General features: G+C 62.3%; 25 protein-coding genes. 17 read left to right on the top strand and 8 right to left on the bottom strand.

What is annotated here, in order from left to right; all coding sequences use genetic code 11:
* Positions 1-78 precede the first annotated feature (78 nt).
* Positions 79-1,959 carry a DNA polymerase III subunit gamma/tau gene (locus H6M51_RS00130; RefSeq protein WP_185807874.1) on the top strand — a complete coding sequence of 627 codons (1,881 nt, stop codon included), beginning with the start codon at positions 79-81 and terminating at the stop codon, positions 1,957-1,959.
* A gap of 49 nt (positions 1,960-2,008) precedes the next feature.
* On the top strand, positions 2,009-2,332 hold the full coding sequence (locus H6M51_RS00125) for a YbaB/EbfC family nucleoid-associated protein (RefSeq protein ID WP_136598206.1): 324 nt from the start codon (positions 2,009-2,011) through the stop codon (positions 2,330-2,332).
* A 22-nt stretch (positions 2,333-2,354) separates the two neighbouring features.
* Here the strand turns inward: H6M51_RS00125 and H6M51_RS00120 are convergent, their stop codons facing one another.
* Both H6M51_RS00120 and H6M51_RS00115 read right to left on the bottom strand, forming a co-directional pair.
* Positions 2,355-3,245 (bottom strand): alpha/beta fold hydrolase, encoded by an 891-nt coding sequence (locus H6M51_RS00120; protein ID WP_185807873.1) that lies wholly within the window; start codon positions 3,243-3,245, stop codon positions 2,355-2,357.
* An 80-nt stretch (positions 3,246-3,325) separates the two neighbouring features.
* Positions 3,326-3,946, bottom strand: a complete 621-nt coding sequence (locus H6M51_RS00115) for an MOSC domain-containing protein (protein WP_185807872.1) — start codon at positions 3,944-3,946, stop codon at positions 3,326-3,328.
* 55 nt (positions 3,947-4,001) lie between these two features.
* On the opposite strand from H6M51_RS00115, the gene recR reads away from it, so the two are divergent.
* Positions 4,002-4,607, top strand: a complete 606-nt coding sequence (gene recR / locus H6M51_RS00110) for a recombination mediator RecR (protein WP_185807871.1) — start codon at positions 4,002-4,004, stop codon at positions 4,605-4,607.
* Positions 4,608-4,660: 53 nt separating this feature from the next.
* Positions 4,661-5,893, top strand: coding sequence for a lytic murein transglycosylase (locus H6M51_RS00105; protein ID WP_185808404.1), 1,233 nt, complete (start codon positions 4,661-4,663; stop codon positions 5,891-5,893).
* A gap of 9 nt (positions 5,894-5,902) precedes the next feature.
* On the opposite strand, the gene H6M51_RS00100 is transcribed toward H6M51_RS00105, so the two are convergent.
* On the bottom strand, positions 5,903-7,537 hold the full coding sequence (locus H6M51_RS00100) for an MFS transporter (RefSeq protein ID WP_185807870.1): 1,635 nt from the start codon (positions 7,535-7,537) through the stop codon (positions 5,903-5,905).
* A gap of 242 nt (positions 7,538-7,779) precedes the next feature.
* On the opposite strand from H6M51_RS00100, the gene rimP reads away from it, so the two are divergent.
* The 10 genes from rimP to H6M51_RS00050 all read left to right on the top strand — a co-directional run bounded on the left by rimP (position 7,780) and on the right by H6M51_RS00050 (position 20,113).
* A complete protein-coding gene (gene rimP / locus H6M51_RS00095) occupies positions 7,780-8,376 on the top strand; it encodes a ribosome maturation factor RimP (RefSeq protein WP_185808403.1) in 597 nt (198 codons plus the stop codon).
* Positions 8,377-8,433: 57 nt separating this feature from the next.
* On the top strand, positions 8,434-10,041 hold the full coding sequence (gene nusA, locus H6M51_RS00090) for a transcription termination factor NusA (RefSeq protein ID WP_185807869.1): 1,608 nt from the start codon (positions 8,434-8,436) through the stop codon (positions 10,039-10,041).
* Entirely contained in the window at positions 10,041-10,724 is a 684-nt protein-coding gene (locus tag H6M51_RS00085) for an RNA-binding protein (protein ID WP_185807868.1), read from the top strand. The genes nusA and H6M51_RS00085 overlap by 1 nt, the downstream gene beginning before the upstream one ends.
* Before the next feature lie 101 nt (positions 10,725-10,825).
* Positions 10,826-13,498: a translation initiation factor IF-2 gene (gene infB, locus H6M51_RS00080; protein WP_185807867.1), complete on the top strand. Its 2,673-nt coding sequence runs from the start codon at positions 10,826-10,828 to the stop codon at positions 13,496-13,498.
* A 156-nt stretch (positions 13,499-13,654) separates the two neighbouring features.
* Positions 13,655-14,059: a 30S ribosome-binding factor RbfA gene (gene rbfA, locus H6M51_RS00075; RefSeq protein ID WP_185807866.1), complete on the top strand. Its 405-nt coding sequence runs from the start codon at positions 13,655-13,657 to the stop codon at positions 14,057-14,059.
* A gap of 12 nt (positions 14,060-14,071) precedes the next feature.
* Complete coding sequence (gene truB / locus H6M51_RS00070) at positions 14,072-15,001, top strand: tRNA pseudouridine(55) synthase TruB (RefSeq protein WP_185807865.1); 930 nt, start codon at positions 14,072-14,074, stop codon at positions 14,999-15,001.
* 151 nt (positions 15,002-15,152) lie between these two features.
* Positions 15,153-15,422, top strand: a complete 270-nt coding sequence (gene rpsO / locus H6M51_RS00065; RefSeq protein ID WP_185807864.1) for a 30S ribosomal protein S15 — start codon at positions 15,153-15,155, stop codon at positions 15,420-15,422.
* A gap of 314 nt (positions 15,423-15,736) precedes the next feature.
* Complete coding sequence (gene pnp / locus H6M51_RS00060; RefSeq protein ID WP_185807863.1) at positions 15,737-17,881, top strand: polyribonucleotide nucleotidyltransferase; 2,145 nt, start codon at positions 15,737-15,739, stop codon at positions 17,879-17,881.
* 76 nt (positions 17,882-17,957) lie between these two features.
* A complete protein-coding gene (locus H6M51_RS00055; protein WP_185807862.1) occupies positions 17,958-18,974 on the top strand; it encodes a class I SAM-dependent methyltransferase in 1,017 nt (338 codons plus the stop codon).
* Positions 18,975-19,090: 116 nt separating this feature from the next.
* The gene (locus H6M51_RS00050; protein WP_185807861.1) at positions 19,091-20,113 is read left to right on the top strand and encodes an AraC family transcriptional regulator; all 1,023 of its coding nucleotides are present in this window, start codon (positions 19,091-19,093) and stop codon (positions 20,111-20,113) included.
* Positions 20,114-20,719: 606 nt separating this feature from the next.
* Here the strand turns inward: H6M51_RS00050 and fabB are convergent.
* Positions 20,720-21,943, bottom strand: a complete 1,224-nt coding sequence (fabB, locus tag H6M51_RS00040) for a beta-ketoacyl-ACP synthase I (protein WP_185807859.1) — start codon at positions 21,941-21,943, stop codon at positions 20,720-20,722.
* 44 nt (positions 21,944-21,987) lie between these two features.
* Complete coding sequence (gene fabA, locus H6M51_RS00035) at positions 21,988-22,503, bottom strand: 3-hydroxyacyl-[acyl-carrier-protein] dehydratase FabA (protein WP_185807858.1); 516 nt, start codon at positions 22,501-22,503, stop codon at positions 21,988-21,990.
* Between the two features lie 303 nt (positions 22,504-22,806).
* On the opposite strand from fabA, the gene irrA reads away from it, so the two are divergent.
* The gene (irrA, locus tag H6M51_RS00030; RefSeq protein ID WP_185807857.1) at positions 22,807-23,223 is read left to right on the top strand and encodes an iron response transcriptional regulator IrrA; all 417 of its coding nucleotides are present in this window, start codon (positions 22,807-22,809) and stop codon (positions 23,221-23,223) included.
* A 15-nt stretch (positions 23,224-23,238) separates the two neighbouring features.
* Here irrA and H6M51_RS00025 read toward each other — a convergent pair whose 3' ends face one another.
* On the bottom strand, positions 23,239-23,874 hold the full coding sequence (locus H6M51_RS00025; RefSeq protein WP_185807856.1) for a trimeric intracellular cation channel family protein: 636 nt from the start codon (positions 23,872-23,874) through the stop codon (positions 23,239-23,241).
* A gap of 125 nt (positions 23,875-23,999) precedes the next feature.
* Here H6M51_RS00025 and H6M51_RS00020 point away from each other — a divergent pair, with 125 nt between their 5' ends.
* Positions 24,000-24,473 carry a hypothetical protein gene (locus H6M51_RS00020; RefSeq protein WP_407073531.1) on the top strand — a complete coding sequence of 158 codons (474 nt, stop codon included), beginning with the start codon at positions 24,000-24,002 and terminating at the stop codon, positions 24,471-24,473.
* Positions 24,474-24,477: 4 nt separating this feature from the next.
* On the opposite strand, the gene H6M51_RS00015 is transcribed toward H6M51_RS00020, so the two are convergent.
* Positions 24,478-25,269 carry a YdcF family protein gene (locus H6M51_RS00015; RefSeq protein ID WP_185807855.1) on the bottom strand — a complete coding sequence of 264 codons (792 nt, stop codon included), beginning with the start codon at positions 25,267-25,269 and terminating at the stop codon, positions 24,478-24,480.
* A gap of 139 nt (positions 25,270-25,408) precedes the next feature.
* Here H6M51_RS00015 and H6M51_RS00010 point away from each other — a divergent pair, with 139 nt between their 5' ends.
* Complete coding sequence (locus tag H6M51_RS00010) at positions 25,409-25,606, top strand: hypothetical protein (protein ID WP_006725271.1); 198 nt, start codon at positions 25,409-25,411, stop codon at positions 25,604-25,606.
* 113 nt (positions 25,607-25,719) lie between these two features.
* On the opposite strand, the gene H6M51_RS25035 is transcribed toward H6M51_RS00010, so the two are convergent.
* Positions 25,720-25,899, bottom strand: a complete 180-nt coding sequence (locus tag H6M51_RS25035; protein ID WP_407073540.1) for a hypothetical protein — start codon at positions 25,897-25,899, stop codon at positions 25,720-25,722.
* Positions 25,900-26,001 lie beyond the last annotated feature (102 nt).

The following is a 26,001-nucleotide window of genomic DNA, read 5'->3' as shown; positions in this document are numbered from 1 at the left end:
CATCTTCATTTCCGGCCTCTGTTTCCGACATGGGCCGTGCCATGCCCGGCTGCGGGCGACGGGGAAGCTGGCAACGCGATGAGCGATTTCGAGCCGACTGCAGAGGCCAAGCCCGCCCCCGGCGGCTACCGCGTTCTCGCCCGCAAATATCGCCCCAAGGATTTCACGGACCTGATGGTCGGCCAGGAGCCGATGGTGCGAACGCTGACCAATGCGTTCGAGACCGGACGTATCGCCCAGGCCTATATGCTGACCGGCGTGCGCGGAGTGGGCAAGACGACGACGGCCCGCATTCTGGCGCGCGCGCTGAACTACAAGACGGCTGAGATCGACAAGCCGATGATCGACCTTCGTATCCCCGGCGAACATTGCCAGGCGATCATGGAAGGCCGGCATGTCGACGTGATCGAGATGGATGCCGCCTCGCATACCGGTATCGACGATATCCGGGAAATCATCGAGCAGGTGCGCTACCGTCCGGTCTCGGCGCGCTACAAGGTCTATATCATCGACGAAGTGCACATGCTGTCGACGGCGGCCTTCAACGGCTTGCTGAAGACGCTCGAAGAGCCGCCGGAGCATGTGAAGTTCATCTTTGCGACGACCGAAATCCGTAAGGTTCCGATCACCGTTCTCTCCCGCTGCCAGCGCTTCGACCTGCGCCGGATCAGCGCCGGCGATCTTGTCGGGCTGTTCTCGACGATCGCATCGAAGGAAGGCATCGAGGCTGACGAAGATGCGCTGGCGATGATCGCGCGCGCCGCCGAAGGCTCGGCGCGTGACGGTCTCTCGCTGCTCGACCAGGCGATCGCCCATGGCGGCGGGGCCGTGCATGCGGACGCCGTGCGCGCCATGCTGGGCCTTGCCGACCGGGCCCGCATCGTCGATCTCTTCGAGCATATCGTGCGCGGTGATGTCGCGGCTGCGCTTTCCGAATTCGGCAGCCAGTACGAGGCGGGTGCCAACCCGACGGTGGTGCTGACCGATCTCGCCGATTTCACCCATCTGGTGACCCGGCTCAAATACATTCCCTCTGCCGCACAGGATCCTTCGCTCTCCGAAGTCGAGCGGACCAGGGGTGCGGAACTCGCCGATAGCGTGGCGGTGACGACACTGTCGCGGATGTGGCAGATGCTGCTCAAGGGCATTCCGGAAGCAGAAGCCTCGTCGCGACCGGCGGGTGCCGCCGAGATGGTGTTGATCCGGCTGGCGCATGCCGCGCATCTGCCCTCACCGGAAGATGCCGCGCGGCGCCTGCTCGAGCTTTCCAATAGCGAGGGTGGCAGCGATCGCGCGCCGTCTGCGCCGCGGCCGAATGGTGGCGGTGGCGGGGCTTCGATGGCGATGCGGGTGCAGGCCGTTTCCCAGCCTTCCCAGGACAGCTCTCCGCGACCGGCGATGAGCCAGCCCGTTGCGCATCTGCAGAGCGTGCCGGCCGGCGATGCCCTGCCTCAGGGGATGGAGCGACGGGAAGCAAAAATCGAGGAAGCGCCGATCCCGGGTGTGCGAGTCGAAACGCTCGACGATATCGCCGATCTCTGCACCAAGAACCGTGCGCCAGTGCTCAGAGCGCAGCTGCGGCAATTCGTGCATCTCGTCAAGATCGAGCCGGGCCGGCTGGAAATCCGGCTCGAATCGCAGTGCCCGCCAACGATTGTCAACGAACTGAAGATGAAGCTCAGCGAATGGACGGGCATCACCTGGTGGGTGACGCTGTCCAACGAGGCGGGCGCACCGACGCTGGTCGAGGTGGAGAAATCGACGCGCGAGGCACGGCTTCTCGATGCACGGCAGGATCCCGATGTTGCCGCGATCCTCGCGCGCTTTCCTGGCGCCAAGATCACCGATGTGAGGATCAAGGCGGCGGCCATCGAGGATGACGATATCGTTGCGGCACCGCCGGCCGCGGCGGAATCCGCCGATGGCGACATCCTGCCGGGCGACGACATCGAATTCTAGGGTTTGGAACCCTCCCCGCAGAACACGACAACACTTCAAGGAGACGACGATGCGCGACATCATGGGCATGATGGGCAAGGTCAAGGAAATGCAGTCGAAGATGGAAAAGATGCAGGCGGAAATCGCCTCGCTCGAAATCGAGGGCAAGTCCGGCGGCGGCCTCGTCACCGTTGTGCTTACCGGCAAGGGCGAGATGCGCAGCATCAAGATCGATCCCTCGCTCTTCAAGGAAGACGAAGTCGAGATCCTCGAAGACCTGATCGTTGCGGCCCACAAGGACGCCAAGGACAAGGGCGAAGCCCAGGCGCAGGAAAAGATGGCGGCACTCACCGCCGGTATTCCGCTGCCGCCGGGCATGAAGTTCCCGTTCTGATCAGGACGGTTGATCGGGTCTGTCAGCGATAGACCCGATCAACCCAAGGATTTTCTCCGTCGCGCAGAAACGCGAGGCTCTGGCGCCAGAAGCCATCCTGATGGCGGGCGTGGAAGAGATCGAAATGGCCGACCCGGTCAAAGCCGAGGTCCTCCGGCGCTAGCATCACCTTTGTCACGGGCGATCGGCGGTAATAGCGCATAGCCCGGTTGACCGCCTTCGGGGTTGCGATCTCATCGTCCGACATGGTGACGCTGAGGATCGGGCCGCTTGCGGTGGCGAAACGGTCGCGCATGACTTCAGCAGCCTCGCGCGACAGACCCTGTTCCGCCCTACCCTGCTGCAGCCCCCAGCCATAGGCGACCCCTTTTGGCAGGTCCTCGAGCCAACCCAGACGCTTGCCCGGAAAATGCCCGAGTGCAAATGTCATTGCGGGCATGGCGACGTGCCATTTCAGGAACAGCGGCAGGCGCCGGTTCAGCCGATAGTCCCCCCAGTAGCCATACTGGCCGCCGACCGAAAGCATGGCCGAGATGCGCCCGATTGCCGGCGAATAGCCGGGCAGGAAGCCACCGATGCTGTGGCCGACGACGAGCACGCGTCCCGTCTCGTCTTCCTGCAAGGCATGGCGAAGGGCCGTGTCGAAATCCCGCTCGCCCCATTGCCGCCAGGTGAAGGTCGAGCCATGCAAGCTTTCGGGGCGGGAGAGGCCTATGCCGCGGTAGTCATAGGTGAGGACGCAAAAGCCATTCGCCGCGAGATAGGCGGCGTAGCGATGGTAATAGCGGGCGTGGACACCGGTTGCCGGGTTGAGGATGACGGTTGCGACAGGTGCCCCTTCAACTGACCGCCACCAATGCCCGGTCAGCCGCACGCCGTCGGCTGCGGTCAGCTCTGTTCTCCTCGGGTCCATCATTCCTCCAAGCGGGCGGCATGATGGCGAGAAGCGCGGGTCGGGTAAAGCCGGGCGAGTTTAAGACCTTTGGCGAAGGCTTACATCTCGCCGGCCCGGATCGCATCGCGGACCTTGTAGTGGACGGGAGCGGCCAGATAACGGGCGCGATCGGTTTCGCTCAGCTTGCGACCGAAGGTCGCCATCATCTCGCGCATCGTCACCCGGTCGCCGCTCCAGGGCTCGAACGCGACGGATTGGCCGGCTTCGACCATGCCACCCTGCAGCACCCGCGCATAGGCTCCCGGACGGGCGGCGCGGGTGTAGCGCTTGACGAAGGTCGGATCGCCCATCTTGGCGGCGAAGGTTGCGCAGGGAATGCGGGCGGAGGTGATTTCCAAGAGGACATCGCCGATGGTCAGCCTATCGCCGGCGGCCAGCATGGCGCTTTCAAGGCCCTCGATCACAAGGTTCTCGCCGAATGTCCCGTGAGGCAGATCACGCCCAAGTTCGGTCCGCCACCAGTCGAGATCGATGGAACCCTCGATATAGACGGCCTGATCGACGCCACCATGATGCTTGCGGTTGAGGATCGCGTCGCCGACGAGCCCTTCGGTATCGACCATGATCGGACCCTGGATGGCGAGCTTGTTGATGCCGGTCTTGTATTTCTTCCCCGGAAGGATCTCGGGTCGACCAAGGCAGACGGCGAGGATTTTCATTTGACGCACCCTTCGGCGATTCCGTTCTTTGACTATATGGGCTAGAAACGCCGCCATGGCAAAACGAGTCACCGGCCCTGAAATCGAGAAACTCATCCAGCTTCTGGCGAAGGTGCCGGGGCTTGGACCGCGCTCTGCACGGCGCGCGGCGCTGCATCTGATCAAGAAGAAGGACCAGCTTCTCGGACCCTTGGGCCACGCCATGGGCGAGGCCTATGACAAGGTGAAGATCTGCTCCTGCTGCGGCAATGTCGATACGATCGATCCCTGCACCGTCTGCACCGATGTGCAGCGCGACCAGTCCGTGATCATCGTGGTCGAGGATGTCTCCGACCTCTGGGCGCTGGAGCGGGCGGGCGCCATGAACGCCGCCTATCACGTGCTGGGCGGCACCTTGTCACCGCTCGACGGGATCGGGCCCGATGATCTCAACATCAAGGGGCTGATCGATCGCGTGGCAAAAGGCGGGGTCCGCGAGATCATCATCGCGGTCAATGCCACCGTCGAGGGCCAGACCACAGCACACTATATAACCGACCACCTGACGGGGCTCGACGTGAAGATCACGAGGCTCGCCCATGGCGTGCCCGTGGGCGGCGAGCTCGATTATCTCGACGAGGGCACCTTGTCTGCGGCGCTTCGCGCCCGGACTGCAATCTGACGGTTTTGCGGGAGGAAAGATCGATGGCACGACTTCGAAAGCCGCTGCGCTGGCTGCTGACCACCGTTTCTCTGGTTACCGCCGCAAGTTTCGCCACGCCTGCTTCCGCCGTTTCGCGCAGCGCGGTCGAGGCGCAGTTCCGGCAATGGATTGCAGGTGACCTCTGGCGGGCGGCTCAGGAAGGTGGGATCAGCAAAGAATCCTTCGACAGGACCTTGCAGAACGTCAAACTGGAATGGGACCTGCCCGATCTCGTGCCCCCGGGCACGGAGCCGCCGAAAGAGCGGACACAAAGCCAGGCGGAGTTCAGCTCGCCGGCCTCCTACTTCAACGAGAAGCGCATGCAGGGCCTTGCCGCCACCGGGCGAACGCTTGCAAGCCAGCATGCGTCGACGCTGCGCAAGGTCGAGGCGACCTATGGCGTTCCCGGCTCGATCATCGTGGCGATATGGGGACGCGAGTCGGGTTATGGCCGGGCGAAGCTACCGCATTCGGCGATCGACGTGCTGGCGACCAAAGCCTTCATGTCGACACGCAAGCCAATGTTCCAGCAGGAGCTGATCTCTGCGCTGCATATCGTCGAAAGCGGGGATGTGAGTGCCGACCGGCTGATGGGCTCCTGGGCAGGCGCGCTCGGGCAGCCGCAATTCATGCCGGGAAGCTACCTCAAATATGCCGTCGATTTCGACGGCGACGGCAAGCGCGACATCTGGAACTCGGTGCCGGATACGCTTGCATCCATCGCCAACTATCTGGTGAAGAGCGGCTGGCAGCGGGGCCGCGACTGGGGCTACGAGATCACCATTCCCGATGGCGTTTCCTGTGCGCAGGAGGGGCCTGACAGAGCCAAGCCCGTCTCCGCCTGGGCAAGCACCGGGCTGACAAGGATCTCGGGCCGGGCCTTCCCGTCATCGGAGGCCTCGCAGCCGGCGATGATGCTGGTGCCGGCGGGGACCTATGGTCCGGAATTCCTGGTGACGCCGAATTTCTATGTGCTCAAGGAATACAACAACTCCGACCTCTATGCGCTGTTCATCGGCAATCTGGCTGACCGGATCGCGAGCGGCGGTGGCGCGTTCAAAGCGGCCTGGGGCGACGTCGGCAAGATGCTGCGTTCGGATGTACAGGTCATGCAGCAGGCTCTCGTTGCTCAAGGCTACGATGTCGGCAAGGTCGATGGTCTTCCCGGCTTCAAGACGCGGCGGTCGCTTGGCGAATGGCAGGCAAAGAACGGGATGAAACCCACCTGCTATCCGAGTGCGGATCTCAAGGCCAAACTGCGCTGACGCCCAGGCTCAGTGGTGGTCGATATGCGGCTGATGGAAGACGTCATCGGCCGGCGGGATCGCCTGACGCTCGATCATCCGGTGCACCTTGGGCGGCCGGTCGCCACGATGCAGTTCGAGCAGCCGATCGGTGATCTCGGCATCGGCCTTGGTGCGGCGCTGGTTGTGGCGGACGTAATCCACCCAGGTCGGCACGTGATAGGTTTCCGTCCAGATGTCAGGATTTTCCAGGTCGCGCATCAGCGTCCAGTTGCGTGCGCCGTCGCGCAGGCGGATGCGGCGGCGTTCGACCATGATCGTCAAAAATTCCGGAACGTCCTCATCCCTGATCTCGAAATCGACATGGATGACGATCGGGCCACTGCGCGGGCGGATGTCGAGTTTCAGGGACGGCTCGTTGAAGCGATTGAGCGGATCGAGATCGAGCGTGGCGAAGGCGGGCATCGGCAGAAAGAAGCCGATGAAGACGCCAACCATCATCAGGAGGCTCGAGGCCACCAGCGCATGGCCGGAACCGTAGTTCTCGGCCACACTGCCCCAGAGCCAGCTGCCGGTCGCCATGCCGCCGAAGGTGGCCGTCTGATAGAGCGAGAGTGCCCGGCCGACGACCCAGCGCGGGGTGGAGAGCTGGACGACGGTGTTGAACAGCGAGAGTGCCAAGACCCAGCAGGCGCCGGCGATCATCAAGGCTAGCGCCGTGATCCAGACAGAGGTGCTGATGCCCGTGACACCGGCTGCCACCGCGAACCCGGCAAAAGCTGCACGGACGATGTCCTCGCTCGACAGAAGTTCACGAGCACGCTGGTTGGCCAAGGCACCGAAGATGGCGCCGAGGCCGAAGGCGCCGAGCAATCCGCCGAAGGTGAGCGGGCCACCCAGAAGCTGGTCGCGGGCGACGATCGGCAGCAACGAGAGAATCGCGGTTGCGGTCAGCCCGAAGACGAAGCCGCGGAAGAGTACCTTGCCGAGATTGGGCGACATCGCGACGTAGCGCAGGCCGGCGGCGATCGCCGAGCCGAGCTGCTCGCGTGGCAACGTATTCTTCGGGATGTCGGGGCGCCAGCGGAAGAGCGCGTAGATGATGGCTAGATAGGAGAGCGTGTTGGCCGCGAAGGCAGCCGCCGCCCCTGCTGCAGCAACAATGGCACCGCCGATCGCCGGGCCGACGCTGCGGGTGATGTTAAAGCCCATGCTGTTGAGCGACACCGCTGCGGGCAGATCGGCACGCGGCACAATGTCGCCGACAGAGGCCTGCCAGGAGGGATTGTTGAGCGCGGTGCCGCAGCCGATCAGGAAGGTGAAGGCGAGGAGCGCCCAGGGCGTGATGAGATCCAGGAGAGCGAACAACGTCAGAATGGCCGAGACCGTGATCATGAAAAGCTGGGCGGCGATCATGACCTTGCGGCGGTCGAAGCTGTCGGCAATCGCGCCGGCGATCAGCGACAGGAGCATGATCGGGCCGGTGTTGGAGGCCTGGACCAGGGCCACCATGTTTTCCGAGGTCGAGATCGACGCCATCATCCAGGCAGCACCGACGCCCTGGATCAGTCCGCCGAGATTGGACGAGATGCTGGCAAGCCAGATCCGGCGATAGGCTTCGTTGCGGAGGGGCAGAAGCGGAGAACGGCGTTCGTGTTCGGACATGTCTACACTTTTCTGGCCGTGGCAATCTCGGGGGGACGACCACGAGGCATGTGAGCTTGCCTTGCGCAACGCGTGAATGGCAAGTTTGTTTTCGAACCTTCCCGAAAAGCTTGCAAAAGTCGGGGTGGTCGGCTATATGAGCTTCAAATTCTTGATCGTCAGATGAAGGGTGGGCCCGGAAGGACCCGCTCTTTTTTATTGGCGATCGTAGCCAATCGGGAGTAAAACGATTGTCTGACGACATGCCGAAGCCGGAGCCCGGCGAAGCACGGATCATCACCGAGACGGGCCTTGACCGTCGGATCGCAGAGATTATCGAGCCCGTGCTCGTCGCGATGGATTTCAAGCTGGTTCGCGTCCGTATGATGAACCAGAACGGAATGACGCTGCAGATCATGGCAGAACGCACCGACGGCACGATGACCGTCGAAGATTGCGAAGCCGTATCGATGGCGATTTCGCCTGTGCTCGACGTCGAAGATCCCGTCGACAAGGCCTATCATCTGGAAGTGTCGTCGCCGGGAATTGACCGCCCGATGGTTCGCAAGTCGGATTTCAGCCGCTGGCAGGGCCATATCGTGAAGTGCGAGACGTCGATCCTGGTCGAAAACCGCAAGCGCTTCCGCGGCAAGATCACGGACGTGAACCAGGACGGTTTCACCCTGGAGCGCGACCAGGTGGCCTATGGCGAGGAGCCGAAGGTGGTCATCCCCTTCAACACGCTCGCCGAAGCGAAGCTCATTCTGACGGACGATCTGATCCGTGACGCGCTGCGGGCCGACAAGCTGGCCAAGGCGCAGGCGGCGAACCAGAACGACGAAGACGACAGCGAAGAATAACGTTTTGACCTATGGCCCGAGGCCGATGCCCGGGCGTGAAGACGGAGACCGAAGACAATGGCAGTCAGTGCTAACAGGCTTGAGCTCTTGCAGATCGCAGATGCCGTTGCCCGTGAAAAGGTGATCGACCGCGAAATCGTGCTCGCCGCCATGGCCGACGCGATCCAGAAGGCTGCCCGCTCGCGTTACGGCACCGAGACAAACATCCGCGCCGACATCAACTCGAAGACCGGCGAAATCCGCCTGCAGCGCCTGCTCGAAGTGGTGGAGAAGGTCGAAGACTACTCGACCCAGATCGCGCTGGAACTCGCCCGCGACCGCAATGTCGACGCCAAGATCGGCGACTACATCGCCGACCCGCTGCCGCCGATGGATTTCGGTCGTATCGCTGCGCAGTCGGCCAAGCAGGTCATCGTGCAAAAGGTGCGCGAAGCCGAGCGTGATCGCCAGTTTGACGAGTTCAAGGACCGCGTTGGCGAAATCGTCAATGGCACCGTCAAGCGCGTCGAGTATGGCAACGTCATCGTCGATCTTGGCCGTGGCGAAGGCATCATCCGTCGCGACGAAATGATCCCGCGTGAAGCCTATCGCTATGGCGACCGCGTCCGCGCTTACGTCTACGACGTGCGCCGCGAACAGCGTGGCCCGCAGATCTTCCTGTCGCGCACCCATCCGCAGTTCATGGTGAAGCTGTTCACCATGGAAGTGCCTGAGATCTACGACGGCATCATCCAGATCAAGTCGGTTGCCCGTGACCCGGGTTCGCGCGCCAAGATCGCCGTCATCTCGAATGATAGCTCGATCGATCCGGTCGGCGCCTGTGTGGGTATGCGCGGTTCGCGCGTTCAGGCCGTCGTCGGCGAATTGCAGGGTGAGAAGATCGACATCATCCCGTGGAGCCAGGATCCGGCCTCCTTCATCGTCAACGCCCTGCAGCCGGCTGAAGTCGCCAAGGTCGTTCTCGACGAAGACGCAGAGCGCATTGAAGTCGTGGTTCCGGACGAGCAGCTGTCGCTGGCCATCGGCCGTCGCGGTCAGAACGTTCGTCTGGCGTCGCAGCTGACCGGCTGGGACATCGACATCATGACGGAAGCCGAAGAGTCCGAGCGCCGCCAGAAGGAATTCAACGAGCGCACCAACCTGTTCATGAACGCGCTCGACGTCGACGAAATGGTCGGCCAGGTGCTGGCGTCGGAAGGCTTCGCCCAGGTCGAGGAAGTGGCTTACGTCGACCTCGACGAAATCGCCTCGATCGACGGCTTCGACGAAGACACGGCTCAGGAAATCCAGACCCGCGCCCGCGAATACCTGGAAAAGATCGAAGCCGAAATGGATGCGAAGCGCCGCGAACTCGGCGTGTCGGACGAGCTGCGCCAGATCGACGGCCTGACGTCTGCCATGCTGGTCGCTCTCGGCGAGGACGGCATCAAGACGATCGAGGACTTTGCCGGCTGCGCCGCTGACGATCTCGTCGGCTGGAGCGAGCGCAAGGACGGCGAGACGAAGAAGTTCGAGGGCCTGTTCTCGAAGTTCGACATTTCGCGCGCCGAGGCAGAAGCCATGGTCGTACAGGCTCGTCTGGCTGCTGGCTGGATCACCGAGGAAGACCTTGCAGCCCAGGCTGAAGGCGAACTCGAAGGCGAAGAAGCCGAGCAGGAAGCGTGATGAGCGCGCAGACGCCCGACGCGACAGAGGCCGAAGACGACTTCGACCTCTCCGACGTGAACGGACGGATGTGCATCGTCACCCGCGAAAGCGGATCGCCGGAAACGCTCCTGCGGTTCGTGGCGGCCCCGGACGGGACCATCGTCCCGGATCTGAAGCGGACGCTTCCGGGTCGTGGCTGCTGGGTCAGCCCGAGCCGCGAGGCCGTCGACAAGGCCGTGGCGAAGAAGCTCTTCGCCCGAGCCCTGAAACGGGATGTGAAGGCGGATCCGGAGCTCGGATCCGTCGTCGACCGTCTCCTGGTCGCGCAGCTGATCGGCATGATGAACATGGCCCGCAAGGCCGGCCAGTTCATCACCGGAGCGGCGAAGGTCGAGGCGGCCGTGCGCAGCGGCGAGGCCATCGCGGTATTCCATTCGCTGGATGCCGCGGCGGATGGCGTGAGAAAGATCGACCAGGCCCGAAAGGCCTGGCACCTCGGTACGGGGGCGGAGGCGGAAGTTCCCGCATTCCACCTGCTGACCGGGGCGGAATTGGACGAACAGATGGGCCAGAATGCGTTTATCCATGCTTGCGTGCTTGCAGGGCAGGCGGGTGAGGGTGTAGTGAAGCGCGCAACTCTGCTCGAAACCTATCGCGGCCACGTGCCGCAGGGATCGGGCGCTGGCCCGAAATCACAATGACGCGGTCACCGGCACAGGTCGGCCTCCGTGGTTTAGGACAGTATGTGAACGGCGAGGCCTGATGCTCGGCATCCGGCCCCGCTCGAAGGAACGGGAACGGAATGACCGACAACAAAGACGACAAGACAATCGGCGTGAAGAAGACTCTCACCCTGAAGCCCTCGGGGATGAGCCAGGGTACCGTGCGCCAGGATATGGGGCGCGGCCGTACGAAGTCGGTCGTCGTCGAGACGGTGAAGCGCCGCCCGACCCGCCCGCTGGACGAAAAGCCGATCACGCCGATTGCGGCGCCCGCAGCACGCGCACCGGAAGCCCCTGCCCCGCAGGCGCAGCCGCGACCGGCTCCGGCCCAGCCTCAGGCACCGGCTCCGCGCATCCATCAGCCCGCCTCGCAGCAGCAGCGCCCGCAGCAGCAGCCTCAGCGCCAGCCGGAACGCCCGCGCGGCGCCGTTCTGCACGACCTGTCGGCCAGCGAAATGGACGCACGCCGCCGCGCGCTGATTGAGGCCCAGGCCCGCGAGGTCGAGGAAGCCAAGCAGCGCGCCATCGAAGAAGAGCGTCGCAAGGCCGAAGCTGCAGAAGCGGCCCGCCTTGCAGCCGAAGAGGCCGCTCGCCGTGCACTGGAACCGAAGGTGGAAGTGGAGGCCGAACCCGAGCCTGCACCGGCACCGGCTCCCGTTGCCGCAGCACCCGTCGCACCGGTTCGTCCGGCCGCTCCCGCTGCCCCGGCTGCACCGGCTGCACCCGGCTTTGTTCGCGGTCGCAAGACCGATGACGATGACGATGATCGCGGTCCCGCACGCAGCATTCCGGGTCGCGGCAAGGTCGCGGCTCCGGCTCCGGCGAAGGTCCCTGCCCGTCCGAAGGCCGAGGAAGACCGCCGTCGCGGCAAGCTGACCGTCACCAGCGCCAACGTGGACGACGACGGCAATGCCCGTGGCCGTTCACTCGCCTCCATGCGTCGCCGCCAGGAGAAATTCCGCCGCAGCCAGATGCAGGAGACCCGCGAAAAGGTCATGCGCGAAGTCATTCTGCCGGAAACGATCACCATTCAGGAACTGTCGCAGCGCATGTCCGAACGCGCCGTCGACGTCATCAAGTACCTGATGAAGGAAGGCCAGATGATGAAGCCGGGCGACGTCATCGACGCCGACCTCGCCGAACTCATCGCCACCGAATTCGGCCATACCGTCAAGCGCGTTTCGGAATCGGATGTCGAAACCGGTATCTTCAACGTGGCTGACGACGAAGGCGAGCTTCTGCCGCGTCCGCCTGTCGTCACGATCATGGGTCACGTCGACCACGGCAAGACCTCGCTGCTCGACGCCATCCGTCATGCCAACGTGGTTGCCGGCGAAGCCGGTGGCATCACACAGCATATCGGTGCCTACCAGGTCGAACAGAGCGGTCAGAAGATCACCTTCATCGATACCCCCGGCCACGCCGCGTTTACCGCGATGCGTGCCCGTGGTGCCCAGGCAACCGACATCGCGATCCTCGTGGTCGCGGCCGACGACAGCGTGATGCCGCAGACGATCGAGTCGATCAACCACGCGAAGGCGGCCGGCGTGCCGATCATCGTTGCGATCAACAAGGTCGACAAGCCGACAGCCGATCCGCAGAAGGTTCGTACGCAGCTCCTGCAGCACGAAGTCTTCGTCGAATCCATGGGCGGTGAAGTTCTCGACGTCGAAGTCTCGGCAAAGAACAAGACCAACCTCGACAAGCTCCTGGAAGCGATCCTGCTGCAGGCCGAAATTCTCGACCTCAAGGCCAATCCGAACCGGACGGCCGAAGGTACGGTCATCGAAGCCGAGCTCGACCGTGGCCGCGGAGCGGTTGCAACCGTGCTGATCCAGAAGGGTACGCTGCGTCCGGGCCAGATCATCGTTGCCGGCGACCAGTGGGGCCGAGTGCGCGCGCTGGTCAACGACAAGGGCGAGCACGTCAAGGAAGCGGGTCCTGCCATGCCGGTCGAGGTTCTCGGCCTGTCGGGCACGCCGGCTGCCGGTGACAAGTTCGCCGTGGTCGAAAACGAAGCCCGTGCTCGCGAAATCTCCGAGTATCGCCAGCGCCTGGCCCGCGACAAGGCGGCTGCCCGCCAGTCCGGTTCGCGCGGCTCGCTCGAGCAGATGATGAACCAGCTGCAGTCCTCCGGCATGAAGGAGTTCCCGCTGGTCATCAAGGGCGACGTGCAGGGCTCGATCGAAGCCATTGCCGGTGCGCTGGAAAAGCTCGGCACCGACGAAGTGCGTGCCCGCATCGTTCACTCCGCCGTTGGTGGCGTGACCGAGTCGGACATCTCGCTCGCCGAGGCCTCGAACGCTGCGATCATTGGCTTCAACGTCCGTGCAAACGCGCAGGCCCGTTCGCTGGCCGAGCGCGAGGGCATCGAGATCCGCTACTACAACATCATCTACGATCTGGTGGATGACGTGAAGGCAGCGATGTCGGGTCTTCTGTCGCCGGAACGTCGCGAAACCTTCCTCGGCAATGCCCAGATCCTCGAAGTGTTCAACATCACGAAGGTCGGCAAGGTCGCAGGCTGCCGCGTCGTCGAAGGCAAGGTCGAACGTGGTGCCGGTGTCCGCCTGGTGCGCGACAACGTCGTCATCCACGAAGGCAAGCTCAAGACGCTCAAGCGCTTCAAGGACGAAGTCTCCGAAGTGCCGGTCGGTCAGGAATGCGGCATGGCCTTCGAGAACTACGAAGACATCCGCGCCGGCGATACGATCGAGTGCTTCCGCGTCGAACACGTTACCCGCACGCTCTGATATCAGGCGTTTCGAACCCAAGATCTCTTCGGGCGCCGGGTCTTCCGGCGCTCGCTGTTTATGGAGATCATGATCTTCGGCCTGGCGCCGGATGAACCAAATTTCACGGCATGACGGAAAGACCTCAGGTCGGCTCATGCGAAAGGCAACTGAACCATGACCAAACCAACCTCATCGGCACCCTCGCAGCGCATGCTGCGCGTCGGCGAGCAGGTGCGCGCCGCCATCACCCAGGTCCTGCAGCGCGGGGAAGTCCGCGACGACGTGATCGAGAAGACGGTGATTTCCATCTCCGAAGTCCGGATGTCGCCGGACCTGAAGATGGCCACCGCCTACGTCACGCCGCTCGGCGTCAAGGACCATGACACGGTGATTGCCGCGCTCAACAGGCATGCCAAGTTCATCCGCGGCCGGCTGGGCAACCAGCTGCGCCAGCTGAAATACATGCCGGAAGTCCGCTTCCGCAACGACACGAGCTTCGACAATTACCAGAAGATCGATGCGCTCCTGCGTTCGCCGGAGGTCCAGCGCGACCTCGGGCCAGACAACGACGAAGACTGAGAAACAAGACAGATGTCCAAACCCCGCAAGCCCAAGGGCCGCCCGATTTCGGGCTGGCTCGTCCTCGACAAGCCGGTTGATTTCGGCTCGACCGAGGCTGTCGGCAAGATCAAGTGGCTTTTCAACGCCCAGAAGGCCGGGCATGCCGGCACGCTCGACCCGCTCGCATCCGGCATGTTGCCGATTGCACTCGGCGACGCGACGAAGACCGTCCCTTACGTCATGGACGGGCGCAAGATCTACGAATTCACCGTGACCTGGGGCGAAGAGCGCTCGACGGATGATCTCGAGGGCGAGGTGACACAGAGCTCGGACAAGCGTCCTGATGAGGCACATATCAAGGCTCTGCTGCCCAACTATACCGGCACCATCAGCCAGATCCCGCCGCAGTTTTCGGCGATCAAGATCTCCGGCGAACGCGCCTATGACCTCGCCCGCGACGGCGAGACAGTGGAAATCCCCTCGCGCGAGGTCGAGGTTCATCGCCTGGCGCTGCTGAAATGCGAGGCCGACAAGGCGCATTTCGAGGTCGAATGCGGCAAGGGCACCTATGTGCGCTCGCTGGCGCGTGACTTCGGTCGCGATCTCGGCTGCTATGGCCATATCTCCTCGCTCCGGCGAACCTTCGTCGCCCCGTTTGCCGAGGAGATGATGGTGCCGCTTGCAGAGCTCGTGGCGCTGGAGGCCATCGAAGATCGCGACGAACGGCTTGCGGCACTCGACGCATTCCTCGTCGATACAGCCGAGGCGCTCTCTGCCCTGCCGCAGCTTCGCATCACCGACGACCAGGCGCATCGCCTGCGCATGGGCAACCCGATCATCCTGCGCGGGCGCGATGCGCCGGTTGCCGAACCGGAGGCCGTGGCGCTTGCCGGCGGCAAGCTGATTGCCATCGGCGAGATCGCCGGAGGCGAATTCCACCCGCGGCGCGTGTTCGCCTGAACGCATACCGCCGCCTGCTCTTTCCTTTCGTGAGCGAATGGAGTATAGGCGGCGGCAGCTGGCCCTTCGGGTGCCCGCATTCACGGCCAATGCTGGACGACATCCCGGCCTTTGGCGTCCCTTGTTTCCCGTTATCCAGAAAGGATTTCCGATGTCGATCACTGCAGAGCGCAAGGCTGCCCTCATCAAGGAATATGCGACCACCGAAGGCGACACCGGTTCTCCGGAAGTCCAGGTTGCGATCCTGACCGAGCGGATCAACAACCTGACCGAACACTTCAAGGGTCACAAGAAGGACAACCACTCGCGTCGTGGCCTTCTGACCATGGTATCGAGCCGCCGTTCGCTTCTTGACTACCTCAAGAAGAAGGACGAAGGCCGCTACACGACCCTGATCGGCCGCCTCGGCATCCGCCGCTAACGACTTCCCGGCGGACCTTCCTCGCGAAGGTCCGCCGGTTGCCTTTCCGGGTCAGGCAAACGACCCGCGACCGGTTCCGCGCGAAGACCGCCCGGAACGAACGACAGGCCGGATGGGCCGGATCTGTCGATGACAACCGATGACCTGTCATGGGGCAGGATTGTTGGATGCTTCCGCGCCGTGGACGGCGCATCTGCCGGCAGATGCCGATGACGAAGCCTCCCACTGTCTTGCCCGTGATTGCGTCAGCACATTGCAGACCGTCTGCCCCTGCCGTTCCGGCAGGATGAAGGTCCGCATATGAAGGACAAGATATGTTTGACATTCACAGCGTCGAAATCGAGTGGGCAGGTCGCCCGCTGAAGCTGGAAACCGGCAAGATCGCCCGCCAGGCTGATGGTGCCGTTCTCGCGACCTACGGTGAAACCGTCGTTCTCGCCACCGTCGTTTCCGCCAAGGCGCCGAAGCCGGGCCAGGACTTCTTCCCGCTCACCGTCAACTACCAGGAAAAGACCTATGCCGCCGGCAAGATCCCGGGTGGCTACTTCAAGCGCGAAGGTCGTCCGTCGGAAAACGAAACGCTGGTTTCGCGTCTGATCGACCGCCCGATCCGCCCGCTCTTCCCGGAAGGCTACAAGAACGACACGCAGGTTGTCGTCACCGTTATCCAGCATGACCTGGAAAACAACCCGGACATCCTGTCGATGGTTGCCACTTCGGCCGCTCTGACGCTTTCGGGCGTTCCGTTCATGGGTCCGGTCGGCGGCGCTCGCGTCGGTTACATCAACGGCGAATATGTTTTGAACCCGCATCTCGACGAGATGGACGAGTCCTCGCTCGATCTCGTTGTTGCCGGTACCTCCGACGCCGTTCTGATGGTCGAGTCGGAAGCCAAGGAACTCAACGAAGAGATCATGCTCGGCGCCGTCATGTTCGGCCACAAGGGCTTCCAGCCGGTCATCGACGCGATCATCAAGCTCGCTGAAGTCGCCGCCAAGGAGCCGCGCGAATTCGAACCGGAAGATCATTCCGCTCTCGAAGCCGAAATGCTCTCGATCGCCGAGACCGAACTGCGCGCTGCCTACAAGATCACCCAGAAGGCTGATCGCTACGCTGCCGTCGACGCCGTCAAGGCCAAGGTGAAGGCACACTTCCTCCCCGAGGAAGGCGAAGCGAAGTATTCGGCCGAAGAAGTCGGCGCCGTCTTCAAGCACCTGCAGGCCAAGATCGTCCGCTGGAACATCCTGGACACCAAGAGCCGCATCGACGGTCGCGACCTGGAAACCGTTCGTCCGATCATCTCGGAAGTCGGCATCCTGCCGCGCACGCACGGTTCGGCCCTCTTCACCCGCGGCGAGACGCAGGCGATCGTTGTCGCGACGCTCGGCACCGGCGAAGACGAGCAGTATGTCGACAGCCTGACCGGCATGTACAAGGAACGCTTCCTGCTGCATTACAACTTCCCGCCCTACTCGGTCGGTGAAACCGGCCGCATGGGTTCGCCGGGTCGTCGCGAAATCGGTCACGGCAAGCTCGCATGGCGCGCCATCCGTCCGATGCTGCCGGCAGCCGAACAGTTCCCCTACACGCTGCGCGTCGTCTCGGAGATCACCGAATCGAACGGTTCGTCCTCGATGGCGACCGTCTGCGGCACTTCGCTTGCCCTGATGGACGCCGGCGTTCCGATCGCGAAGCCGGTTGCCGGTATCGCCATGGGCCTGATCCTGGAAGGCGACCGTTTCGCTGTTCTCTCGGACATCCTGGGTGACGAAGACCACCTCGGCGACATGGACTTCAAGGTCGCCGGTACCGCCGACGGCATCACCTCGCTGCAGATGGACATCAAGATCGCGGGTATCACCGAAGAGATCATGAAGGTCGCACTTGCCCAGGCCCAGGGCGGTCGGAAGCACATCCTCGGCGAAATGGCGAACGCCCTTTCCGAAAGCCGCGGCCAGCTCGGCGAATTCGCTCCGCGCATCGAAGTGATGAACATCCCGGTCGACAAGATCCGTGAAGTCATCGGTTCGGGCGGCAAGGTCATCCGCGAAATCGTCGAGAAGACCGGCGCGAAGATCAACATCGAAGATGACGGCACCGTGAAGATCGCCTCTGCCTCCGGCAAGGAAATCGAAGCGGCCCGCAAGTGGATCCACTCGATCGTGGCCGAGCCGGAAGTCGGCGTGATCTACGAAGGTACCGTTGTGAAGACCGCCGACTTCGGCGCCTTCGTCAACTTCTTCGGTTCGCGTGACGGTCTCGTGCACATCTCGCAACTGGCTTCCGAGCGCGTTGCCAAGACCTCCGATGTTGTCAAGGAAGGCGACAAGGTCTGGGTCAAGCTCATGGGCTTCGACGAGCGTGGCAAGGTTCGTCTGTCGATGAAGGTCGTCGACCAGGCCACCGGCCAGGAAATCGTTGCCGAAAAGAAGAAGGAAGACGGCGAAGCCGCTGAATAAGCGGACGTCGTTCCCGATCCGAGGCGCGGGAGGGTTTCCCGCGCCTTTTTTGTTCGCCGAGAGAGAAGACGAAGCCATGAGCCGCGAGACCCTGAAGACCCTGTTCCACCCCTTCGTGACGGAGGCTGTCGCCCTTCCGGATGCGGCGAGCCGCTACCTGTTTCTTGGGGCCGAGGCCGGGTTTGCCAAGCCTCAAGGTTTTGCCGCAAAGCTGACGGTGGTCCAGGACTTCCGCCCGGAGTTCCGCCGCCTGGAAGCAAGCCATCAGAACCCCGTCCCGACCATCGAAGGCGACGGCTATGACGGGGCCCTCATCCTGTGCAGCAAGCACAAGGGCGTCAACGAGGATCGTCTGGCAGAGGCGCTGAAGCGGGTGAAGGCTGGCGGTCTGGTGATGGTCGCCGGCGCCAAGGAAGACGGGATCCTGCCGCTGCGCAAACAGCTCGACCGATTGGGCTTTGAGCCGGAATCCATGCCCAAATATCACGGCGTGGTGGTCTGGTTCACCGTTCCCTCCGACACGTCGGCACAGGTGTCGACGCTCGCCGCCAAGCCGGTGATGGTCGACGGTCGTTTCGAGACGCGCTCGGGTCTCTTCTCGCATGCCCATGCCGACGAAGGCTCCGAACTGCTGGCAAGCCGGCTGCCGACAAATTTCGACGGCAATGCCGCCGATTTCGGCGCGGGCTGGGGTTACCTTTCGGTGATGCTGGCCGAGGCATCGCCACGCACCAACCGCATCGATCTGTTCGAGGCTAGCCATGAGGCGCTAGAGCATGCCAAGCGCAATCTGACCCGCAACTGCCCCGATCTCACCGCCCGCTTCTTCTGGCAGGATCTCGGCAACGAGCCGCCGAAGGAAAAGTACGATCTCGTCATCATGAACCCGCCCTTCCACGAAGGCCATGCAGCCGAGCCTTCGATCGGTGCGGCGATGATCAAGGCTGCAGCAGAGGCACTTCGGGGTGGCGGCGACCTTTTGATGGTCGCCAATCGCGGCCTGCCCTACGAGCCGGTGCTGGCGCAACACTTCAAGCAGCATGGCGAAGTCTGCCGCAACGCCCGGTTCAAGGTCCTCTGGGCCAAGCGCTGACATCCGCGTGATCGGGGGCCTGCCGGGCGCGCCTTAGACTAAGAGCCCCTCGACTCCCCCACCGGCCTGCCTTAGCATCGGACGCCATCAGCTTCTCTTCTGGCGCCAACGGTCACATGCCTCCTCGGAATCTCACCGACGAATTGACCACAGTGGCCGGCCTCGCCTCTGCGGTGGTCGAGCATGCACGGTCCTATGGCATCGACATAAAGCCGATTTGCAAGGCGCTGGAGATCGATCCGGAGGTTTTTCAGAGCCTCACTGCCCGCATCAGTCTCGATCGCCTGTGCAGGCTTCTGGAGACATGTGCGCTTCTTGCCGATGACGAGTCCTTCGGGCTGTCGAGCATCAAACGCTACGAGGCCGGTTCGACGGGGCCATTCGGTTACGGCCTCATGGCTGCGCCCACGGGGCTGGATTTCGTTCGGTTCCTCGATGACCACATCCAGTATGTGACCCATACCAGCTATTCGCGGCTGACCCTCAACGAGCGCGGCGGCCACCTCGCCTGGACGTTTGCGCCTCTCATCGTCAAACGCGACCAGTATGTCGACATGTCTGTGGGGCTCGTCATGCAGCGCGCCCGGCAGCTTGCCAACAGCGACAGCATCGAGATCGAGCTGGAGCGGCCGGCACCGCGCAATCCGCAACCTTTCCGGCAGATGCTGTCGCGCCGCATCAGCTTCGGCACACGGGTCAATTGCGTGCATTTCCCGCAGAGCTTTCTGGAGGCTCAGAACCCAACCGGAGACAGGCGACTGTTCGAACTCATGGACATGCAGTGTCGCAGCCTCAGGCCGCCTGTCGCCGATCAGAGCGCCGAATTCATCGACCAGGTGCGCCGCTACCTTCTCCTGCACGTCTCCGACGACGACTATCCGCTTGCGCAGATCGCGCCGTATTTCGGCCTGTCGGAGCGCACCTTTCAGAGGCGGCTCGCGACGCATGGCACGAGCCTGAACGAGTTGCGCGACCAGATCCGCAAGGAAGTGAGCTTCAACCTCCTGACCGAGAGCGAGCTGCCGATTTCCGAAATCTGCTACAGGCTCGGTTACTCGGCCCCGAGCGCCTTCACGCGATCGGTAACGCGCTGGTTCGGGACCACGCCTTCGGAGGTGCGGGAGCGAAAGTCGGCCTGAGAGTGAGACGCTGGTTGCGCCTCTTGCGGCAAGCGGATGCCGATCAGCCTTCCGCCAGCCGCTTGACAAGAGGGGCCTGCTCTCCTCAAATATTGTCGTATCCGGCGACCTAGAATTCCGACACTGCTGATTTAGCGTGAGCGGATAAAATATTGTCGTCCCGGGTCAACGACCCGAACTGTCCCATTATGGTACGAGCGCCGCTTGACGACATGGTTTAACCATGACGTCGCATCTCCATTGCGGCATTACTCCCATGCAAACCGATACCAGAAGGTCGATCGGAAGATCGCCTGCCTTTTCAATTCTGACGGAGCCTGAGATCCGTTGTCTTCAGTTCGTTGCCGAAGGCAAGCGTCTAGACGAGGCCGCGAACGAACTCGTGCTCACTCGTGAGGAGGTGCGGGAGGTCCTAGTGAGCGCTCAGGAAAAGCTCGATGCGAGCAATCTGATGCATGCGGTCAGTCTGGCCATGCTGATTGGCGTCATCGACCACGGCGATCCGCATCAACCGAAGTAAGCCGTACTCCCACGGCTGGCGGACCACTTCGGATGAACGCCTGGCGCGGCAACGCGCCAGGCTTTTTTGACTGTTGATGCCGCCGGTCAGCCGCTGTGACGCTGGAAGACGAGCGTGGCGTTGGTACCGCCAAAGCCGAAGGAATTGGACAGCACGGTATCGATCTTGGCGTTGTCGATACGCTTGCGCACGACCGGCACGCCTTCGAATTCCGGATCGAGTTCGGTGATGTGAGCGCTTTCGCCGATGAAGCCGGCCTGCATCATCAGCAGACCGTAGATCGATTCCTGAACGCCCGCGGCGCCCAGCGAGTGACCGGTCAGCGATTTGGTCGACTGGATGTGCGGGATCCTGGCGCCGAAGACTTCGCGGATGGCGCCGATTTCCTTCGAATCACCGACCGGCGTCGAAGTGCCGTGTGTGTTGATGTAATCGACGTCACCCTTCACGGTCGACAGGGCCTGGCGCATGCAGCGGACGGCGCCTTCGCCCGACGGAGCGACCATGTCGTAGCCGTCGGAGGTTGCACCGTAACCGACGACCTCGGCATAGATCTTGGCGCCACGCGCCTTGGCGTGCTCGAGTTCCTCGAGAACCAGGACACCAGCGCCACCGGCAATGACGAAGCCGTCACGCGAGACGTCATAGGCGCGCGATGCGGTGGATGGCGTGTCATTGTACTTCGAAGACATGGCGCCCATGGCATCGAACAGGCTCGACATCGACCAGTCCAGATCTTCGTGGCCGCCAGCAAAGACCATGTCCTGCTTGCCCCACTGGATCATCTCATAGGCATTGCCGATGCAGTGCGCCGAGGTGGAGCAGGCCGACGAGATCGAGTAGTTGACGCCGTGCAGCTTGAACCAGGTGGCAAGCGTGGCAGATGCCGTCGACGACATCGCCTTGGGAACCGCGAACGGACCGATGCGCTTCGGGCTGTTGTTCTGTCGAACGATATCGGCGGCTTCGACAATCTGCTTGGTGGACGGGCCACCGGAGCCCATGATGATGCCGACGCGCTCGTTCTGCTGATAGTCCGCCTCTTCGAGGCCGGCATCGGCAATTGCCTGCTTCATGGCCACATGGTTCCAGGCGCCGCCCTGGGACAGGAAGCGCATGGCGCGACGGTCGACGAGATCGGTCGGATCCAGGGCGGGTTTGCCCCAGACCTGGCACTTGAAGCCGTGCTCGGCGAAATCGGGAGAAAAGGTGATGCCCGACTTGGCATCGCGCAGCGACGCCGTGACTTCGGCGGCATCAGCACCGATGGAAGACACGATGCCAAGACCTGTTACTACAACCCGTCTCATCTCTCAGACCTTCTATAGGAATTTCAGGTGCGGACCGGGCCGGATCAGGCCGTCTTGTCCTTCGACAGACCGACACGCAGGTCGGTTGCCTGATAGATAGTTTCGCCATCGGCCTTTAACCAGCCGTCAGCCGTGCCGAGCACGAGGCGACCGCGCATGACGCGCTTGAAGTCGATGCCATATTCGAGCAGCTTGGTCTCGGGGCGCACCATACCCTTGAACTTCACTTCGCCGGTCGACAGCGCCATGCCACGACCCGGTTCGCCGAGCCAGCCGAGGAAGAAGCCCGTCAGCTGCCACATGCCGTCGAGCCCGAGGCAGCCTGGCATGATCGGATTGCCCTGGAAGTGGCACGGGAAATACCAGTCATCGGGGCGCACATCGTATTCGGCGCGGATGTAACCCTTGTCGAAAGCACCACCTGTTTCAGAGATCTCGGTGATGCGATGCACCATCAGCATCGGCGGCAGGGGAAGCTGTGCGTTGCCCTCGCCGAAGAGTTCACCGCGGCCGCAGGCGAGGATTTCATCGTAGTTGTAACTGGATTGTCTCGTAACCATTGTTCTTCTTCTTCCCCCCTCTGCTTCACATGTCCGGGACCCATTAGAGCAAGACGGTGGCAAATTGAAGCCCCGCAGCCAATCCCGCTTCCTCGAGGCCTTCGCTGCCTCGTCCTCGCCTCATCGTCGCATACAGGAAGGAAAAGGCCATCGCCAGACCCGGCATAGCAAAAAACCCCGCGACTGCAGGCTTCCGAGTGGCTGTCCTCCACCGCAACTATTGAAACAGCCTGATTTTGCAGTTATATCGACAGTCGTGCATGGCAAGCCGTGGCACACAACGACTGGAGTGCGTTTTTGACGATGGCAACCTGCCAAACGGGTATTGAACTGAAACTGCGCCGCTCGGGCCTGCGTCCGACGAAACAGCGTATTGCGCTGGCCGGCCTGTTGTTCGCCAAAGGTGATCGCCACCTGACCGTGGAAGAGCTGCACGAGGAAGCGACAGCCGCGGATTTTCCGGTGTCGCTTGCGACCGTCTACAACACACTTCACCAGTTCACCGAAGCAGGCCTGATCCGCGTTCTCGCGGTGGAGAGTTCGAAGACCTACTTCGACACCAATGTCTCGGACCATCATCACTTCTTCGTGGAAGGTGAGAACAAGGTCCTCGACATTCCGGTCAACAATATCAGCATCGACAACCTGCCACCGCCGCCGGAAGGCATGGAAATCGCACATGTCGATGTCGTGATCCGTCTTCGCCCCAAGCAGGCCTGACGTCTTAGTCTTCCGTCACATGACTTCGTCCGGATGCCGGCCAGGCTTGTGTTTGTAGGTCGGGAAGGTCCAGCCGAAATACAACGCACCGCCACGGATCAGGAAGGCTGCGATTGCGCCGATCGCCGAAGCCGCGTAAAGCGGCGCGCCAAACTCATTTGCCGCCGTGAATACCGCAGCGCCTGCGAGGGCTGCGGTGATGTAGATCTCCGGTCGCAGGAGGACCGAGGGCTCATTGGCGAGCAGATCCCGCAATACGCCGCCCAGACTGGCGGTGAGTGTTCCCGTGACGATCGCGATCGTCGGCGAGCCCGTGGCCGCGAGGCCCTTGGCCGCTCCCATGACGCAATAGGCGGAGAGACCGATGGCATCGAGCCAGATCAGCAGGCGATAGCGCGACTCGACGAGATGGGCCGTGAAGAAGACCACGACACCGATCGCGCAGCAGATCAGGATGTAATCCGGGTTCAGAACCCAGAAGACCGGCACGCGGCCGAGAACGATGTCGCGGACCGTACCGCCGCCCAACCCCGTGACCACGGCAAAGAAGAGAAAGCCGATCATGTCGAGCTGCTTGCGCGAGGCGGCCAGGGCGCCGGTCGCGGCAAACAGGGCAATGCCCGCATAGTCGAGGTAAGACAAAAGCGACATGGCTTCTTTCCTTGCTGGGGCTCTAAAGCCCGGCCAGATTTGCAGCACGTCGTTAAGGGTGAGGCAAGACGCTGGCGCTAGACTTGCTTATCGTTCAGCACAGATTGCGATCCGGAGTCCAGACCGTGAATTTCCTCGCCCGAATCCTTCTCGTCGTCGCAGCCGGCCTTTTCGCCCTGCCTGCCGTCGCCCAGCAGGAATTGCTCAAGGATCCGGAGTTTTACGAGAAGGACCACTACGGCAAGCGTTGCGACGAGGTGCAGTATGGCAGCGGGTTCATCGACCGGATCGACATCAATAATGACGGCATCACGGATGCGGTGACCAATAGCAGCGAGATCGTCTGCGACGGCGTGCGCGGCCCCGACTGCACGGCAGAAGGCTGCCCGTTCAACTTCTATCTGCAGGTCAAGGAAGGCGGCTACTTCATGATCGCCACGGCGCAGATGTATTCCTACGATTTCATCAAGCGCTTCGGCAACATGGTCTTCGTGCTCAAGATGCACCCCCGCTACTGCGAGCGGGAAGAGGGCCAGGAACCCTGCGCGATGACGGTTCGCGTGCGCGGCACGAAATTTTTGACGATCTCGAAAAAGTGACGGCTCAGGGCGCGGGGAAGACCTCGTCGATTCGACCCAGCAGCCTGTAGGCCAGCAATCCCACCCATTCCCGAAGCGCTGTCGACATTTGCTGGGAGTTCAGCGTCGGCTGGGTGAAGTCGAGCGCGAATGACATGTTGCCGGCTGTCCGGTAGTCGACCGGCCAGGGCGTCACCTCGACGCCCGCCTTGCGGAATAGGCCGACGGAGCGCGGCATGTGGAAGGCCGATGTGAGCAGAAGGCACCGGCCCAAGCCGTTCGACGCGAGGAGGTCACGGCTGTTGCGGGCATTTTCGTCGGTGTTCCTCGAGGCGATCTCGGCAATTAGGCGATCACGCGGAATGTCGAAGGCTTCGAAGAAGCGGATGGATGCGGCCGCGTCGCCTTCCAGCACACCACTCAGCGAGCCATCTCCGCCGGAAACCAGGATCTTCGCCTGCGGATGGCGCATGGCGAGCCGCAGGGCTTCCACGAAGCGATCGGCGGCCTGATTGAGGTCGATGCCGCCGCGGGTGGTGGTCACTTCCGTCTCAAAGGCACCGCCGAGCACGATCATGCAGGACACTTCGAAAGGATCGTTTTCCGCTCGCGGAAAACGCGCCTCGAGCGTCTGCAGCAGCAGCGAGCCTAAGGTCGTGTAGAGCGTGAGAAAGAGGATCAGGAGTGCAAAGCCCAGCGATGCCGCCGCAAGCCGCAGCCGGCGAAAGCCGATCAAAAGCAGTGCGAAAAGCCCCAGGAGGAAGACAAGCGAGAGCGGCTGGACGGTATTCCAGAACAGTTTGGAAACAACAAACACCAAGCACTCTCCTCGCCTGCATCCACGTCGTCATGCAAGTTTCCTGTCCTTAAGGGAAGAAAGCCTCGCTCAAGGACGCGTTACTAAACCGTCGAACCACTGTCATCACTGCTGTTGTGAATTTTCCGGGAGGAAGCCCATGCGATTTGCCATCGACACCGTGGATGATTCCGGCAATGACCGCCTCTATATCGGCACGCCCGTGCATGTCAGCGACGACAAGCTGCATCTGAAGCTGCGCGACGGCGAGGTGAAGCTCGACATTCGCAAGATCATCGACTGGTTCCAGATCGACCTGTCGGAAAACGGCGAGCGGGTGGAGCTTTTTCAGAGGTGAGGGTTTGCACCCTCGTCTGAAAGCCCCCCCCCAAAAAAAGACACAGAGGCGAGCCAGCCGGACGCGGCAACAGCTATTGTGCCCCACGAAATTCTACGCCGCTCAGGCATAAATTAGGCTCGAGTTTCCCCAAGTTCTAAGGGTGTCGAGAAGGTGCCCATCGTCGCAACATATTCAATGTCCAGCGCCGATTTGAATATCGGGGAGACGAAAGTCGCAATCTTTTCGTACTCGACTAGCGCATTTTGCGGACCAGCTGCATACGGCGCAACTTGATATGGGGGAAAATGGATCTCAATGGCCTGCTGCCGGTTTCATGGACACCGAGTTAAGGTGTTCCTCCTGAAACCGGAGAGCATGAATGCAAAGACGAATATTCAGCCGCGAGTATAAGC

Source organism: Rhizobium sp. AQ_MP (genome assembly GCF_014237835.1).
Taxonomy (GTDB): Bacteria; Pseudomonadota; Alphaproteobacteria; order Rhizobiales; family Rhizobiaceae; genus Allorhizobium.
This window is presented reverse-complemented; position numbering and strand designations above follow the sequence as displayed.

Excerpts from the sequence above, each read along its gene's own strand:
- H6M51_RS00130 (WP_185807874.1), top strand. The coding sequence starts at position 79 with ATGAGCGATTTCGAGCCGACTGCAGAGGCCAAGCCCGCCCCCGGCGGC.
- H6M51_RS00125 (WP_136598206.1), top strand. The coding sequence starts at position 2,009 with ATGCGCGACATCATGGGCATGATGGGCAAGGTCAAGGAAATGCAGTCG.
- H6M51_RS00120 (WP_185807873.1), bottom strand. The coding sequence starts at position 3,245 with ATGGACCCGAGGAGAACAGAGCTGACCGCAGCCGACGGCGTGCGGCTG.
- H6M51_RS00115 (WP_185807872.1), bottom strand. The coding sequence starts at position 3,946 with ATGAAAATCCTCGCCGTCTGCCTTGGTCGACCCGAGATCCTTCCGGGG.
- recR (WP_185807871.1), top strand. The coding sequence starts at position 4,002 with ATGGCAAAACGAGTCACCGGCCCTGAAATCGAGAAACTCATCCAGCTT.
- H6M51_RS00100 (WP_185807870.1), bottom strand. The coding sequence starts at position 7,537 with ATGTCCGAACACGAACGCCGTTCTCCGCTTCTGCCCCTCCGCAACGAA.
- rimP (WP_185808403.1), top strand. The coding sequence starts at position 7,780 with ATGCCGAAGCCGGAGCCCGGCGAAGCACGGATCATCACCGAGACGGGC.
- nusA (WP_185807869.1), top strand. The coding sequence starts at position 8,434 with ATGGCAGTCAGTGCTAACAGGCTTGAGCTCTTGCAGATCGCAGATGCC.
- H6M51_RS00085 (WP_185807868.1), top strand. The coding sequence starts at position 10,041 with ATGAGCGCGCAGACGCCCGACGCGACAGAGGCCGAAGACGACTTCGAC.
- infB (WP_185807867.1), top strand. The coding sequence starts at position 10,826 with ATGACCGACAACAAAGACGACAAGACAATCGGCGTGAAGAAGACTCTC.
- rbfA (WP_185807866.1), top strand. The coding sequence starts at position 13,655 with ATGACCAAACCAACCTCATCGGCACCCTCGCAGCGCATGCTGCGCGTC.
- truB (WP_185807865.1), top strand. The coding sequence starts at position 14,072 with ATGTCCAAACCCCGCAAGCCCAAGGGCCGCCCGATTTCGGGCTGGCTC.
- rpsO (WP_185807864.1), top strand. The coding sequence starts at position 15,153 with ATGTCGATCACTGCAGAGCGCAAGGCTGCCCTCATCAAGGAATATGCG.
- pnp (WP_185807863.1), top strand. The coding sequence starts at position 15,737 with ATGTTTGACATTCACAGCGTCGAAATCGAGTGGGCAGGTCGCCCGCTG.
- H6M51_RS00055 (WP_185807862.1), top strand. The coding sequence starts at position 17,958 with ATGAGCCGCGAGACCCTGAAGACCCTGTTCCACCCCTTCGTGACGGAG.
- H6M51_RS00050 (WP_185807861.1), top strand. The coding sequence starts at position 19,091 with ATGCCTCCTCGGAATCTCACCGACGAATTGACCACAGTGGCCGGCCTC.
- fabB (WP_185807859.1), bottom strand. The coding sequence starts at position 21,943 with ATGAGACGGGTTGTAGTAACAGGTCTTGGCATCGTGTCTTCCATCGGT.
- fabA (WP_185807858.1), bottom strand. The coding sequence starts at position 22,503 with ATGGTTACGAGACAATCCAGTTACAACTACGATGAAATCCTCGCCTGC.
- irrA (WP_185807857.1), top strand. The coding sequence starts at position 22,807 with ATGGCAACCTGCCAAACGGGTATTGAACTGAAACTGCGCCGCTCGGGC.
- H6M51_RS00025 (WP_185807856.1), bottom strand. The coding sequence starts at position 23,874 with ATGTCGCTTTTGTCTTACCTCGACTATGCGGGCATTGCCCTGTTTGCC.
- H6M51_RS00010 (WP_006725271.1), top strand. The coding sequence starts at position 25,409 with ATGCGATTTGCCATCGACACCGTGGATGATTCCGGCAATGACCGCCTC.